Here is a 13,377-nt window from a genome sequence, read left to right as displayed (position 1 = left end):
GATAGCTTAGTATTTATAAATCTTTTTTTAGTTGCGGCTTTCATATCTTTTCCAGAGCTTGTTTTATATCCAATATAACATCATCAATATGCTCTAGTCCCACAGAGCAACGCACCATTCCATCTGTAATCCCAACAACAAGTTTATCTTCATCTGCCAGCTTACTATGTGTTGTTGAGGCAGGATGTGTAATTATCGTTCTGGTATCACCAAGGTTAGCAGACAGAGAACACATTTGTACACTATTAAAAAAAGTTTTCCCTCCTTGCACTCCTCCTTTTACTTCAAAAGCAACAATATTACCTCCCATTTTCATTTGCTTTTTGGCAACTTCATATTGTGGATGAGATTTCAAAAATGGATATTTTACCCAGTTTATTTTAGGATGTGATTCTAAAAATTCTGCTAGTTTTAGTGCATTCTCACAATGACGATCTACCCGAACTGCCAGAGTCTCTAAACTTTTAGATAACACCCATGCATTAAAAGGTGATAGTGATGGCCCGGTATTACGCGAAAAAAGGTAAATTTCTCTTATCAGTTCTTTTTTACCAACAGTCACTCCTCCCAGAACTCTTCCCTGTCCATCAATTAACTTAGTAGCAGAATGAATTACTAAATCTGCACCAAACTTAATTGGATTTTGTAAATATGGAGTCGCAAAACAGTTATCAATAACCAAAAGTAGGTTATGCTTTTTTGCTATCGCTCCCAGCAATTCTAAATCTAAAACATCTACTCCTGGGTTTGTTGGAGATTCGGCATAAATAATTTTTGTATTAGGCTGGATTAAACCTTCTATTTTATCCACCTCATTTACTCTAAAATAACTGGTTTCGATATTCCATTTTGGAAGATACTTGGTAAATAAAGTATGTGTAGAACCAAATACAGATCGAGCAGAAACAATATGATCGCCAGCATCTAATAACGCAGCAAATGTAGAAAACACTGCCGCCATACCTGTTGCAAATGCATATCCATCTTCTGCTTCTTCTAATTTACAGATCTTATCTACAAATTCTGTTGTATTAGGATTACTAAAACGGCTATATAGATTTCGTTCTTTCTCTTCTGCAAAAGCAGCTCTCATTTCTTCTGCATCTTCAAAAACAAAGCCCGAGGTTAAATACATTGGTGTAGAATGCTCTAAAAACTGTGTTTTATCAGTTTGCGTTCTTACCGCTTGCGTTTCAAAATTTAAACTTTCCAGACTCATATTTCTTTATTATTAACCACAACCTTGTACTCTATTGTAGCTGTAGGTTCTAATGTTTTGGATACCGAACAATATTTCTCAAACGACAATTCTGCTGCTCTCTGTGCTTTTTCTGGAACAATATCCCCCTCGAGATAAACGGTTACCGTAATTTTCTTAAAAGGTTTTGCTCCATCAATTTCTTCGCGAGCACCATCCACTTCTGCTCTATAACCTGTAATTTCTTGTCGTTGTTTCTTTAAAATAGAAATCACATCAATAGCACTACACCCAGCTACTCCCATTAAAACATATTCCATTGGACTTGGTGCGAGATCATGTCCTCCAACTTTGGCCGTACTATCTATATATGTTACATGCCCTCTTTCGTTTTTTAATTCGAAATGATAATCACTGTCTATTCTTTTGAGTTGTATTTTCATTTTATTTTGTTTTGAGCGTTCCCCTGACTAATCAGGGTCGGGCTTTTAGCTATATCTTTTGTAACCTGTCAGAAACCCTTCGACTTCGCTCAGGGTAACAGGATTACAAAAGGATGTCGCTTCAATCCCTAACGCGATTATAATTTTATCCTTTTTCTGCTAATCGTAACACATCTCCAAACACTCCTCTTGCTGTTACTGCTGCTCCAGCACCTGCTCCCTGAATTACAATAGGCTGGTCTCCATATGACTCTGTATAAATCTCAAATATAGAGTCGGAACCTTTTACTTGTCCTAACGCACTACTCTGAGGTACAGAAACTAATTTAACATCCAGATTTCCTTTCTCTTGAGACAAGTCACCCCAAAGATCACCAATATATCGTAATACATGATTAGGTTTTTGCTCTTCTTTAACATTTTTATATACGATATCTAACTCTTTTAGTCTTCCTAAAAACTCTTCTGCTTCACCAGCTCTTAGTTCTTCAGGAATTAGGTTATGAATATTAATATCTTCAAATTCGTTACTTAGATCCAATTCTCTAGCAAGAATTAATAATTTTCGACCTACATCATTACCACAGAGATCTTCTCTTGGATCAGGCTCAGTAAATCCACTATCAATTGCCTCTTGTAATACCTCGCTAAAAGGTCGTTCTTCTATAGAAAAAGTATTAAACAAATAACTTAGTGATCCAGAGAAAACCCCTTTGATTCGAGTTATATTTTCACCGGACAAATGTAACAACTTAATAGTATCAATCAATGGTAATCCGGCTCCTACATTAGTTTCATATAAGTACTGCTTTTGATTTTCTTCTAGCTTAACTCTTAATTTTTTATAAAAATCAAAACTTAATGTATTGGCAACTTTATTAGAAGAAACCAAATCAAAACCATGTTCTACCAAATTTACATAGTTTTCGGTAAACCCTTGACTAGCTGTATTATCAATAGCTATTAGATTTTCTAAATGATGATCATCTGCAAATCGAATCACATCTTCAACCGCATATGAAATTCCTTTTTCATTGATCGCATTTTTCCAATTTTGAACTACCCCACTTTTATTCAGAAGTACTTTTCTAGAATTTGCTACTGCAAAAATATTGAGACTAATCTTTTTTCGTTTTTCGATCTGCTCTGAAGATTTTAAAATTTGGTCTATCAAGGTACCTCCTACCAGTCCATGACCAAATATAGCTATGTTGATTTTTTTAGAAATTTCGAAAATCTCACCATGAATCACGTTTAAGGCGCGATGCAATTGTTCTTTTTGTACTACTAAACTCACATTCTTTCCTGTAACCGTATTATTAAACAGTAATGGAATTACCTGATTTTTTATCAGTGCATTATATGGTTTATGAAATGTGCTTAAATCCTGGCCGATAATAGAAATCACAGACACATCTTTTTCTATTGAAATACCACTCACATCACGTTTATAAAAATCAGATTCAAATTCTTGCTCTAATATAGATTTAGCCTCTTTTGCTTTATTTGCTTCGACAACAAAACCTATTCCGCGTTCTGATGAACCTTGTGAAATAATACTAACACTAATATTTTTATGGGCTAGTGCTTTAAATATTCTCGCATCTACTCCTACTTTTCCCAGAAGACCTCTTCCTTCGAGATTTATTAGAGCTACATTCTCTAAAACCGAAAGGGATTTGATTCCTTTTTCACTGGCCTCTGATGTAATCAGGGTTCCTTTATTTTTATGATCAAAAGTATTCAGAATCCTAAGTGGGATATTCTTTTCAATTAATGGAATTATAGTTTTCGCATGTAAAATATTAGCTCCAAAATATGCTAATTCATTGGCTTCTGTAAATGACAGTTTTTCAATTTTTATAGCATCGGGCACCAGTTCAGGATTGGCAGTATAGATCCCATTTACATGAGTGAAATTTTGTAATTCTTCTGCTTCGAGATAATTAGCTAATAATGATGCCGTATAATTACTACCATTTCTTCCTAAAGTAGTTGTTTCATTTTTGGTATTAGATGCGATAAACCCAGTAACGATATTTACTGTAGCACCATTATGCGTTTGAAAATGATTAATTACATTTTCTTTAGATAATTTATCAAGAGGCTGAGCATCTCCAAACTGGGCATCTGTTATGATAAGAGTTCTACTATCGGTAAAATTAGCATTGATATTTTTCTCTTTAAGGATTTGCGTTACCAATTTAGCCGAAATAACTTCACCTTGTGACAGTACCTGATCTTTTATCCTCTTGCTATAGTCTTTTAAAAGTGAAACTCCTTCAAAAAGTTTATCTAATGTCTCGAACTCCTGAGTAAAATCAGCATTATCAAAATCGGAAATTTGATATTTTTTAAATGCTTCTAACTGCAACTGATAATTTTCACCATTAACAGCTTTTTCAAGAATTCTCTCAAGTTCATCAGTTGTATTACCACGAGCAGAAAGGACAACGGTAATCTTTTCGCCATTTTTCACCTTATCTTCAATTATATCAATCACTGCAAGAATTCCTTTTCCGTTAGCTAGTGATTTTCCTCCAAATTTTAAAACTTTCATTTTTTCTTTTTCTTTAAAACACATCTTTCAATAATGCATTTAATTGTTCAAATTCTATTAAAAAGGCATCATGACCATGAACCGAATTAATTATTTTATGAGTAACATTTTGTTTTACTTCTTTCAGTTTTTTGAATGTAATCTTATCTTCTGCTGCTGTAAAAAACACATCAGAGTTTACACTTATGATATGAATATTGGATTGGATTGATGCAGCTACTTTATTAAAATCTCCTCGTCCTTCGGTTATATCGATATTCGCCAGAATATAATTTAGTTCCTTATAGGCAGAAAGTTCAAACCTACTATCTAGTCGTTCTCCATGGTATAACAGCCAGCTTTCTATATTGTACATATCTTTTTCATCATTATACGTACGGTTAAATTTTTGCTTAAATGATTCTGGAGATCTATAGATTAACATGGCATGTAATCTGGCATCATGAACTGGGGCCTTAGAATTCAATAAAATCTGTTCTTGAACCAAACAATTAGCCTTTAACCAATCGGTAGATTTCCAATCTGTAGCCACCGGGATTAAATGAGTAATTAAACTAGGGTTAAGAGCGGCTAATTCCCATGCAATTCCACCACCAACAGATCCCCCAATTACGGCATGTAATTTATCTATTTTTAATAGTTTTAGTCCTTCAGAGAAGATAGCAGCAATATCTCGTGCATTAAATATTTTATATTCTTCAATTAAGTTTTCTTCTTTTCCATCATATCCATTTCCTGGAATATTAAAAGACAAAACGGTATATCTATTGGTATCAATGCACTTATCTTTTCCTATTAAACCGTTCCACCAACCATGCTCTCCACATACGGCAGAATTGCCTGTAAGAGCATGATTAACTAAAACAATTGGTGCCGTATAAAGGGGTTTTCCAAACACTTCGTATGTGAGATGAATCTGATCAATAGATCTTCCCTTTATCGTGGTATAGTTTAAGATGTCTAATTTTTGAAGCATTATTTATAATTTCTTTGAGGTTATTTTGGTAATCCTCTTATTATAAATCCTTTTAGAAAGGATAGAGATTTTTTTGATCTTTTAAATTTTGACTTTTACTTTATTAAAAGCTTCTTTTAAATCTTCTTTTAGATCCTCAATATCTTCGAGCCCAACTGATAACCTAATCAAATCCTGAGTTACACCAGTAGATGCTTGCTGCGCAGAATCTAATTGTTGGTGTGTAGTACTGGCAGGATGTATAATTAAAGACTTAGAATCCCCAATATTTGCCAGTAAAGAGAAAATTTTTGTTTCATCAGCTACTGTTTTAGCTGAATCAAAACCTCCTTTTACTCCAAAAGTGATGATTCCACTTTGCCCTTTTGGTAAGTATTCCTGAGCTAATTCGTAGTACGTATTATTTTTGAGTCCAGGGTACTTTACCCAACTTACTTCTTCTTGCTCTTCTAACCATTTAGCAAGTTCTAATGCACTTTCACTATGCTTTTTTATTCTGATTTCTAAGGTTTCTAAACCCTGCAAAATCTGAAACGCATTAAATGGGCTTAGTGCAGCTCCATGATCTCGCAATCCTTCTATTCTGGCTTTTGCTATAAATGCTGCCGGCCCTAATGCATCGTGATATACTAATCCGTGATATCCAGGTGAGGGTTCTGTAAACTCAGGAAACTTACCACTAGACCAATCAAAAGTTCCTGCATCGATAATTGCTCCTCCAAGAGATGTCCCATTACCACTAATATATTTTGTAAGTGAATGAATTACGATATTAGCACCATACTCGATAGGATTAAGAAGTGCCGGTGTAGCAACTGTATTATCAACTATCAGAGGTACTTTATAGGTTTTGGCTTCAGAAGAAATCGCTTTTAAATCTAATACATCCAGCTTTGGGTTTCCTAATGATTCTACAAAAAATGCACGTGTATTCTCTTGTACAGCATCTTTAAAATTATCCGGATTTGATGGATCTACAAAAGTTGTTGTAATCCCAAATCTAGGTAACGTGACATTTAACAAGTTGTATGTTCCACCATATAAACTACTGGATGCAACTATATGATCGCCTGTTTTTAATAAAGTTAGTAAAGTCGTATTGATTGCTGCTGTACCTGATGACGTTACTACTGCCGCAATACCACCTTCTAAAGCTGCAAGACGTTGCTCCAGAATGTCATTTGTTGGATTATTTAATCTCGTATAAATAAATCCTGTTTCGGATAAATTAAATAGATTGGCAGCATGATCAGAATTGTTAAAAACATATGATGTTGTTTGATAAATAGGCACTGCTCTTGTTCCACCATTGGCCGACACATCATGACCTGCATGTAAAGCTCCTGTTGCAAATTTTTGTGTACTCATAATTTTCTATTTTAAATTTTTAAACAAAATTCAAATACATCAAACACTCGATTATAGTAGTGTATGTAAATAGAAAATTAAAAAGAAAGGAAAACGACAATTACAAAAATTGAAATTGTATCGAGTTATCTTCTCCCGATTAATCGGGATAGAATTTAGCACCTTCTTTAATAAATCAAAGGGTTGCTAAGGTTTCACAGGGTCTATTCCCTCCACCTTTCTTAATAACTTACTAATATGTATAAGAAACTTCGGGGACAAAGCTAGTAATTATTTTTTAATCACATCATTTTTCTTTCGAAAATTATTTTGCTAAAATTGACCTAATAAAAATAATCTTCAATAAAGAAAATTAATGATACGTTAAATGCTTTTAAGTATTATCATTTTTTTTACCTTTGCCAAAATATTTTTCAGGGAAAGATTTGACTGATTGCAACCCGAATACTGAAATAATTTTTTTTTACAGTATAAAAATGCTAAAGCAGTTCGATTAAGATATTCTGTCGAAAGCTTCACATTGCAATTACGCCTAAGTATTTTTCCATAAAAACAATAAAGAATGGCATATTTATTTACTTCAGAAAGTGTATCTGAAGGACACCCAGATAAAGTAGCAGATCAGATAAGTGATGCATTATTAGATAACTTCTTAGCTTTTGACGCTGATTCTAAGGTAGCTTGCGAGACGCTTGTAACCACTGGTCAGGTTGTACTTGCTGGAGAAGTAAAATCAAAAACATATCTTGATGTACAACATATAGCAAGAGATGTCATCAATACTATTGGATACACCAAAGGTGCATATCAATTTAGCGGTGATTCTTGTGGAGTAATTTCTCTTATTCATGAACAATCGCAAGATATAAATCAAGGGGTTGATCGTGAAAATAAAGAAGAGCAAGGTGCTGGTGACCAAGGAATGATGTTTGGATATGCTACTAAAGAAACTGCTAATTACATGCCATTAGCTCTTGATATTTCGCATAAAATATTAATTGAATTGGCCAAACTAAGACGTGAAGGCACAGAAATTCCTTATTTGCGTCCTGATTCTAAAAGTCAGGTAACTATCGAATATAATGATGATAATGTACCTCAGCGTATTGTTGCCATCGTTGTATCTACACAGCATGATGATTTTGACAGTAATGATGATGTAATGCTGAGTAAAATAAAAAATGATATCATTTCTATTTTGATACCTAGGGTAGTTGCTCAATTACCTAGTTATATTCAACAATTGTTTAATGATCAGATCACATATCATATTAATCCAACTGGAAAATTTGTGATTGGTGGTCCTCATGGAGATACTGGTCTTACCGGAAGAAAAATTATAGTTGACACTTATGGTGGTAAAGGAGCTCACGGTGGAGGGGCTTTTTCGGGTAAAGACCCAAGTAAAGTAGATCGTTCTGCTGCATATGCTTCTAGACATATCGCCAAAAACCTTGTAGCTGCAGGAGTAGCAAGTGAAGTATTGGTACAGGTATCTTATGCAATTGGTGTTGTTGAACCTACTTCTATTTTTGTAGATACTTACGGGAGTAGTTCTCTTGGATTAACAGATGGTGAAATTGCAGAAATAGTAGGCAAAATCTTTGATATGCGTCCAGCTGCCATCGAAAAGCGCCTTAAATTACGTAATCCTATCTATCAGGAAACAGCCGCTTATGGTCATATGGGTAAAGAACCACAAACAATTACTAAGGTTTTTGAAAGTCCATATTCTGGTAAAATTGAAAAGGAAGTAGAGCTATTTACCTGGGAGAAACTTGATTATGTAGAAGCGGTTCAAAAAGCCTTTAAAATATAGCGTTTATCTGGTTTTATAGTTATTCATCGAAAAATTAGGTGAAGCCTTGAAAAAATGAGGTTTTCCCGTATTATGAAATCAAGTATTATCATTACATTTATCCTGTTAACATAATAAGATACAAAACATATCTATTCTGAGGGGAAATAATTTTGGTATGTTTTTTAGAATTTTAGTGTATCACTATTGATTAATACATTTAAATTTAGGGAAATGAAATTAAAATTTGCATTGAGCATCGCTTTTTTATTAGTATGTAGCATGTCTTTTGGTCAAGATTTTGAAAATGATCTCACTTCGGTAAAAACCATTGATAACCAAATTCAGGAAGAGCAATATAGTACTGATAAAATTGCCATGACAGATCGTTTGGTAATACAAGCTCCTATAAGAATGAAGGATAAGGATTTTTATAGCAAGAAAGAGTGGCGAAAAATCAAAAAGCAGCTCAAAAAAAATAAAAAGAGAGTTTCTAATGCAAAAAACAGTATCTACGCTTCTAAAGTTATGGATACTATATACATAGATATTCCCGCATATAATACTGGTAGTAATCAATCTCGATTATCAGGTTGGTAAACTATAATTAGATCGAAAATATTCTGGAAAAAAATTATTTTTTTCAATTACCTTATTTTGCTTTAATTAATATATAGTTATTTCTATCTTATATAAAATCTGACGTTTTTCACCATTTTGTGAAATAATAAACAGACCTATTTTCTTGAAAACAGTACTGTTTTCAAGAAAATAGGTCTGTTTATTTTATATTCCAAAACAGCTCTCACCCCGTATTATTACTTGATTAGCTCAATATTTTATGCTTTTTATTAGAAAAAAATAAAATAAAAATTTCACTTCATATATAGAAAAAAATATGAGTAAATACAGCACTTCTCAGCTCCTTTTAGGGGAAAAATCCCTGTACTATATTGCGGTTTTTCCGTATTCAAAATTGAATTAGTATAACTATCTTAGTGACTGAAGATCAGATGCTTATTTAGCATCTAGATTGTAAAAATTAATCTTATTTAAACTTTCATAAATAACTTCAATTTTATACTTATGATCACTAACCCCCAAAAATCTAAAAAAATGAAAATGAAAATCGCTATGACTACAGTAGTATTGCTATGTATAACATATTCATCAATAGGACAAAGTAATACAACTGATTTCAAATCTATTACTATCACTAATAATACGCTACAAAAACAAAACCTCTCTTATACTACTAATTCAATAGAGGCAAATGAAAATGTAGCCCAGCGATCGAAAAACACCAATAGATATAGTGAAAAGAAGTGGAAAAAAATAAGAAAACAAATTCAAAGAAATAAAAAAAGAGTTTCTAAATATAAAAGCAATGTTTATGCTTCAAAAAAAATAGACACTATATATCTAGACATTCCCTCCCATAACGGAAAATCTCGTTTATCGGGATGGTAAAAGAAACAAAAAAACCGCTCTCACTGAGCGGTTTTTTTATTTTTAAAATGTATTAAATTCATATTTTATCTTCGCAGCTTCACTGTTCCATTTTTAAATAGTAATCTACAGAATGTTTCCCAGAACCATAGAACAAGAAAAATATACATAATAACAAAATTATACTGGCAATAATAAGATTTGCTACGTTCATTTCTCCTATAAAATTAATAAGAACTGCTCCTATTAATAATGGAAGTTGTGCCGTAACTGACCATCGTGTTAGTAGCCCAAAAGAAATAAGTAAACCTCCTATTAAATGTGCTGGAGCTACATAATGAATTATAATCATAGCCCCTGCAAGGTTTTGAACCGGTTTAATAAGATCTACAAGAATCTGGCTATTACTAATAAAATTTATTCCTTTTATAAATAAGAAAACTCCTAAGGCAATTCTTAATAAATCTAACGGATAATACGTATGTGCATTAGCCCATTTGTTTAATGATTTTATTGTTGGCATGACAAAATGAGTATTGATTAGACCACTATAAGATACTGATTTTTAACACAATAAAAAAACAGTCAACTAACCAATCTATAGATTACAATATTATCGCCTCGTATATCTAATGTTTCGATATGTACGAATAATAGTATTTCTAAACAGCATAAAAGCTTCTGGCACGGTAGCTTTCATCTTCTGATTTGTAGAATTAAGCAAATGGTGTACTTGAAGCTTCAGTTCTTCTTCATATTTATAATAATACAAAACCGTTGTACATACACCAATTATAAACAATAACGCTCCTATAAAAACTTGTGCCGGCGTTAAACTGTGATAAAAAAAGCGACTAAGCCCCAATCCGAACCAGCTTCCGTAAAGTACAAAAAAGTGAACTATATAGATAGATAGCGTTCTCCCTCCTATTTTGGTTATCATCTGATTTGTAAAATAGTTTTTCACCAAAATAAATACAGAAAAAAGCATACACACATTTCCTAATCTTATAAATAAGAAGTTGTTATAAGCTACTGATTTAAAAACAGCAACACCTGTTATACTGTATATCACCATTAATATGGTCGAAGAATAAAATACCAATACCACTCCTACAGATAAAAGTGCTATAATAGCATAAGGGTAAAACATTTTTCGTTTTCCGTATTTCAAAAATAAGCTAGCCATAAAACTACCTATACACACATACCCAAACCAGGGTAGTAACGTAAAAATAGATCCATTTCTATTGGTGAAATAATTCGCAACTGTTTTCGGTAAAAACTCTAATATACAACTACCATACATTGGTTGCAGAAGAAAAATAATCACTCCAATGCTTAACACTATGTTCTGAAACCAAGCTTCATTAATTCGGCATAAAATAAGATATACTCCTATCAACAGCAATAATGACGTACCTATACATTGTAATACATCTACATAGAAAAACGAAGGATTTACTGTTCCTGTAAAAACTTCATAAAAGCTTAATCGCAATAAATACCCCCAAAAAATAACTTTAACGGCACGTTTTACACCTTTTAAAACTCTTGGATTATCTATTCCTTTTGTGTTTTGCTTTAGTAACAAATACGTGAAAATAAAGCCAGTTATCGTAAAAAATGTTGGAGCAGTCATTCCTCTAAAATACTCCCATACCGTATACACAAGATTACTTTTATCCCTGTACACATCTCCCAAAAGAGAGTGTACAAAATGCCCCTGAAGCATCATAAGAATAGCAAATGCCCGAATTGCATCAAGAAAATGCAATCGACTAGTACGTTTAGTCATTATTGTGGTCTTTGGTTAGGTTGTTCCCAAAAAACGAGTTTTCGGGTTGTATTATTGCTTAAAAAAGCGCAAATCTAGACAATTTTTATTGGTTTCTATATTGATTTTAAGGTGTTTATCTCTAAACCCATAATATTTGTGGGATTTTACGTAAAACAATAATCCTAAAAAGTGCCCTATATCGATAGTTTTAAGACTTTAAACCCATATTATCGTTAAGAGTTCATGTACAACCCGGCAATTTTAAAAAGGTTAATACGTTAAACAATAATACTAATAACCAAAATCTTCAATCTATGAATACAAAAGTAATTTTAGGAATTAGAATAGTTTTTGGCCTTGCCATTTTATTTTTTGGATGTAATAAATTATTTTATTTTATGGATCCACCAGCTCCTTCAACCAAAATAGCTATAAGTTTCTTAAAAGTTTTAGTATCCTCTAAAACTATGATGCTGGTGGCTATTGTAGAGATCTGTGCAGGGGTTGCTTTATTAACTAATAAATTTGCTCCCTTAATGATGGTCATTCTAATGAGTGTATCTGTCAATGCGTTTTTATATCACATTAAACTTGATACCGAAAATTGGATAATAGGTGTTGTGTTCTTGGCCCTAAATATTCTTATGCTATATATCTATAGGGATCACTATAAAGAACTCCTAAAAGCACAGTAACAAATAGAAATAAAAAGATGTCTAAGCGGGCATCTTTTTTATTTCTATTAAAGTATCACTTAATTGGCAATTATAAATTATAAAAAACAAATCCTACACTTCACGTAAAGAAAGCTTGGTTTTGGCATCTTTATTGGTGTCTTTTTTCAATAAATAAAATTATCCTTTATGAAAACTGATACCTATACCAAGTCTATAATTACAATTATTGCTATTTGTCTTGTAATTATTGTAATAAGAGATATTGATATTATTCCAAAAGCATATGCAAACAATGTCCCCCCTACAAACTATGGGTTACTCCCTATTAATGATGATGGATCTATAACGGTTCGATTAAGCAATACTGATGAGATCGATGTAAATATTAAAAATATAGATACTTATGATAAGCTTAAAATAGACCTTAGCACTATCAGCACACAAGATGAATTGGATATTAATATTGATGAAATAGGAGGAAGTTATGTATCCAGTGGTGGGCCAATCAAGGTAAAACTACAAAATTAGCCTCCAAAAATAAAATAGTATTTATTTCTGGAGACATCTATATTGAATATTGGGCTAACTCAAGTACTGTAATCGATTATTATGCTCCTGTGGCTCCTTTTGAAAGATTATCTAAAGCTTTGGAAATAATTGTCAAGACATCATCTTTACCAATAATCTCATGGCGTAGCTTTAAAAATTCAGGATCATTGTACGAAACATGAACAACATCTTTATCATCTTGCCATATTAGAATCCTTTGTGGAAGATCTAATCCTGTAATTTGAGAATTCTGCATCAAAGGAGTTCCTAACTTCGGATTACCAAACATAATTACTCGTGTTGGGTTCAATTCTAGATCTACCGATGCCGCATTAGCCTGATGATCTAATTGTGCTATAATCTTTAGATTAGGATTATTGGTAATAATCTCTATTAATGTATGATAAGTATCTTCAAAACTTTTAGAGCTTACTTTTGTGATTATGCCTTGTTTTTTAACAATTTCCATTTTTTGTTGCGAATTCGTTTGTACAGCTTTGGACGTATCATTTTGATTTTGATTACATGATATCATTACTATTAGCAATAAAACCCCCAATATTTTATATGTTCTCATTA

The 13,377-nt window shown here is 32.6% G+C and carries 13 protein-coding genes and 1 riboswitch; of the genes, 5 read left to right on the top strand and 8 right to left on the bottom strand.

All coding sequences use genetic code 11. From position 1 onward, the window contains the following. Positions 1–40: 40 nt before the first annotated feature. The 5 genes from AAFU52_RS13170 to AAFU52_RS13150 form a co-directional block, all read right to left on the bottom strand. Entirely contained in the window at positions 41–1,219 is a 1,179-nt protein-coding gene (locus AAFU52_RS13170) for a trans-sulfuration enzyme family protein (RefSeq protein ID WP_438422250.1), read from the bottom strand. Continuing rightward, a complete protein-coding gene (locus AAFU52_RS13165; protein WP_024770642.1) occupies positions 1,216–1,641 on the bottom strand; it encodes an OsmC family protein in 426 nt (141 codons plus the stop codon). The genes AAFU52_RS13170 and AAFU52_RS13165 overlap by 4 nt, the downstream gene beginning before the upstream one ends. Before the next feature lie 145 nt (positions 1,642–1,786). Further along, complete coding sequence (gene thrA / locus AAFU52_RS13160) at positions 1,787–4,201, bottom strand: bifunctional aspartate kinase/homoserine dehydrogenase I (protein WP_438422249.1); 2,415 nt, start codon at positions 4,199–4,201, stop codon at positions 1,787–1,789. 13 nt (positions 4,202–4,214) lie between these two features. After that, positions 4,215–5,177: an alpha/beta fold hydrolase gene (locus AAFU52_RS13155; RefSeq protein ID WP_024770640.1), complete on the bottom strand. Its 963-nt coding sequence runs from the start codon at positions 5,175–5,177 to the stop codon at positions 4,215–4,217. 81 nt (positions 5,178–5,258) lie between these two features. After that, positions 5,259–6,545, bottom strand: a complete 1,287-nt coding sequence (locus AAFU52_RS13150) for an O-acetylhomoserine aminocarboxypropyltransferase/cysteine synthase family protein (RefSeq protein ID WP_024770639.1) — start codon at positions 6,543–6,545, stop codon at positions 5,259–5,261. A gap of 122 nt (positions 6,546–6,667) precedes the next feature. Further along, positions 6,668–6,776: riboswitch (SAM riboswitch) on the bottom strand. A 331-nt stretch (positions 6,777–7,107) separates the two neighbouring features. Here AAFU52_RS13150 and metK point away from each other — a divergent pair. From metK to AAFU52_RS13135, 3 genes are all read left to right on the top strand, one after another. Next, positions 7,108–8,364, top strand: a complete 1,257-nt coding sequence (gene metK, locus AAFU52_RS13145; protein WP_024770638.1) for a methionine adenosyltransferase — start codon at positions 7,108–7,110, stop codon at positions 8,362–8,364. 213 nt (positions 8,365–8,577) lie between these two features. After that, positions 8,578–8,943: a hypothetical protein gene (locus tag AAFU52_RS13140; protein ID WP_438422248.1), complete on the top strand. Its 366-nt coding sequence runs from the start codon at positions 8,578–8,580 to the stop codon at positions 8,941–8,943. Between the two features lie 516 nt (positions 8,944–9,459). Next, complete coding sequence (locus tag AAFU52_RS13135; protein ID WP_152538556.1) at positions 9,460–9,813, top strand: hypothetical protein; 354 nt, start codon at positions 9,460–9,462, stop codon at positions 9,811–9,813. A 79-nt stretch (positions 9,814–9,892) separates the two neighbouring features. Here the strand turns inward: AAFU52_RS13135 and AAFU52_RS13130 are convergent, their stop codons facing one another. Together AAFU52_RS13130 and AAFU52_RS13125 are read right to left on the bottom strand one after the other, a co-directional pair. Next, positions 9,893–10,315, bottom strand: coding sequence for a DoxX family protein (locus tag AAFU52_RS13130; protein ID WP_438422247.1), 423 nt, complete (start codon positions 10,313–10,315; stop codon positions 9,893–9,895). Between the two features lie 90 nt (positions 10,316–10,405). Next, positions 10,406–11,590: a heparan-alpha-glucosaminide N-acetyltransferase domain-containing protein gene (locus tag AAFU52_RS13125; RefSeq protein WP_438422246.1), complete on the bottom strand. Its 1,185-nt coding sequence runs from the start codon at positions 11,588–11,590 to the stop codon at positions 10,406–10,408. Positions 11,591–11,886: 296 nt separating this feature from the next. Here AAFU52_RS13125 and AAFU52_RS13120 point away from each other — a divergent pair, with 296 nt between their 5' ends. Together AAFU52_RS13120 and AAFU52_RS13115 are read left to right on the top strand one after the other, a co-directional pair. After that, positions 11,887–12,267: a DoxX family membrane protein gene (locus AAFU52_RS13120; RefSeq protein WP_438422245.1), complete on the top strand. Its 381-nt coding sequence runs from the start codon at positions 11,887–11,889 to the stop codon at positions 12,265–12,267. A gap of 168 nt (positions 12,268–12,435) precedes the next feature. Further along, entirely contained in the window at positions 12,436–12,777 is a 342-nt protein-coding gene (locus tag AAFU52_RS13115; RefSeq protein ID WP_024770633.1) for a hypothetical protein, read from the top strand. A gap of 79 nt (positions 12,778–12,856) precedes the next feature. On the opposite strand, the gene AAFU52_RS13110 is transcribed toward AAFU52_RS13115, so the two are convergent. After that, positions 12,857–13,375 carry a DUF302 domain-containing protein gene (locus AAFU52_RS13110; RefSeq protein WP_024770632.1) on the bottom strand — a complete coding sequence of 173 codons (519 nt, stop codon included), beginning with the start codon at positions 13,373–13,375 and terminating at the stop codon, positions 12,857–12,859. Positions 13,376–13,377: the final 2 nt, after the last annotated feature.

This window comes from Aquimarina macrocephali, assembly GCF_051627225.1.
GTDB classification, from domain to species: Bacteria; Bacteroidota; Bacteroidia; order Flavobacteriales; family Flavobacteriaceae; genus Aquimarina; species Aquimarina macrocephali.
The sequence above is the reverse complement of the archived record's forward strand: the minus strand, read 5'-3'. Positions and strand labels throughout refer to the sequence as shown.

Bases quoted from the DNA above. Each gene is read 5' to 3' on its own strand.
- AAFU52_RS13170 (WP_438422250.1), bottom strand. From the start codon at position 1,219: ATGAGTCTGGAAAGTTTAAATTTTGAAACGCAAGCGGTAAGAACGCAA.
- AAFU52_RS13165 (WP_024770642.1), bottom strand. From the start codon at position 1,641: ATGAAAATACAACTCAAAAGAATAGACAGTGATTATCATTTCGAATTA.
- thrA (WP_438422249.1), bottom strand. From the start codon at position 4,201: ATGAAAGTTTTAAAATTTGGAGGAAAATCACTAGCTAACGGAAAAGGA.
- AAFU52_RS13155 (WP_024770640.1), bottom strand. From the start codon at position 5,177: ATGCTTCAAAAATTAGACATCTTAAACTATACCACGATAAAGGGAAGA.
- AAFU52_RS13150 (WP_024770639.1), bottom strand. From the start codon at position 6,545: ATGAGTACACAAAAATTTGCAACAGGAGCTTTACATGCAGGTCATGAT.
- metK (WP_024770638.1), top strand. From the start codon at position 7,108: ATGGCATATTTATTTACTTCAGAAAGTGTATCTGAAGGACACCCAGAT.
- AAFU52_RS13140 (WP_438422248.1), top strand. From the start codon at position 8,578: ATGAAATTAAAATTTGCATTGAGCATCGCTTTTTTATTAGTATGTAGC.
- AAFU52_RS13135 (WP_152538556.1), top strand. From the start codon at position 9,460: ATGAAAATGAAAATCGCTATGACTACAGTAGTATTGCTATGTATAACA.
- AAFU52_RS13130 (WP_438422247.1), bottom strand. From the start codon at position 10,315: ATGCCAACAATAAAATCATTAAACAAATGGGCTAATGCACATACGTAT.
- AAFU52_RS13125 (WP_438422246.1), bottom strand. From the start codon at position 11,590: ATGACTAAACGTACTAGTCGATTGCATTTTCTTGATGCAATTCGGGCA.
- AAFU52_RS13120 (WP_438422245.1), top strand. From the start codon at position 11,887: ATGAATACAAAAGTAATTTTAGGAATTAGAATAGTTTTTGGCCTTGCC.
- AAFU52_RS13115 (WP_024770633.1), top strand. From the start codon at position 12,436: ATGAAAACTGATACCTATACCAAGTCTATAATTACAATTATTGCTATT.
- AAFU52_RS13110 (WP_024770632.1), bottom strand. From the start codon at position 13,375: ATGAGAACATATAAAATATTGGGGGTTTTATTGCTAATAGTAATGATA.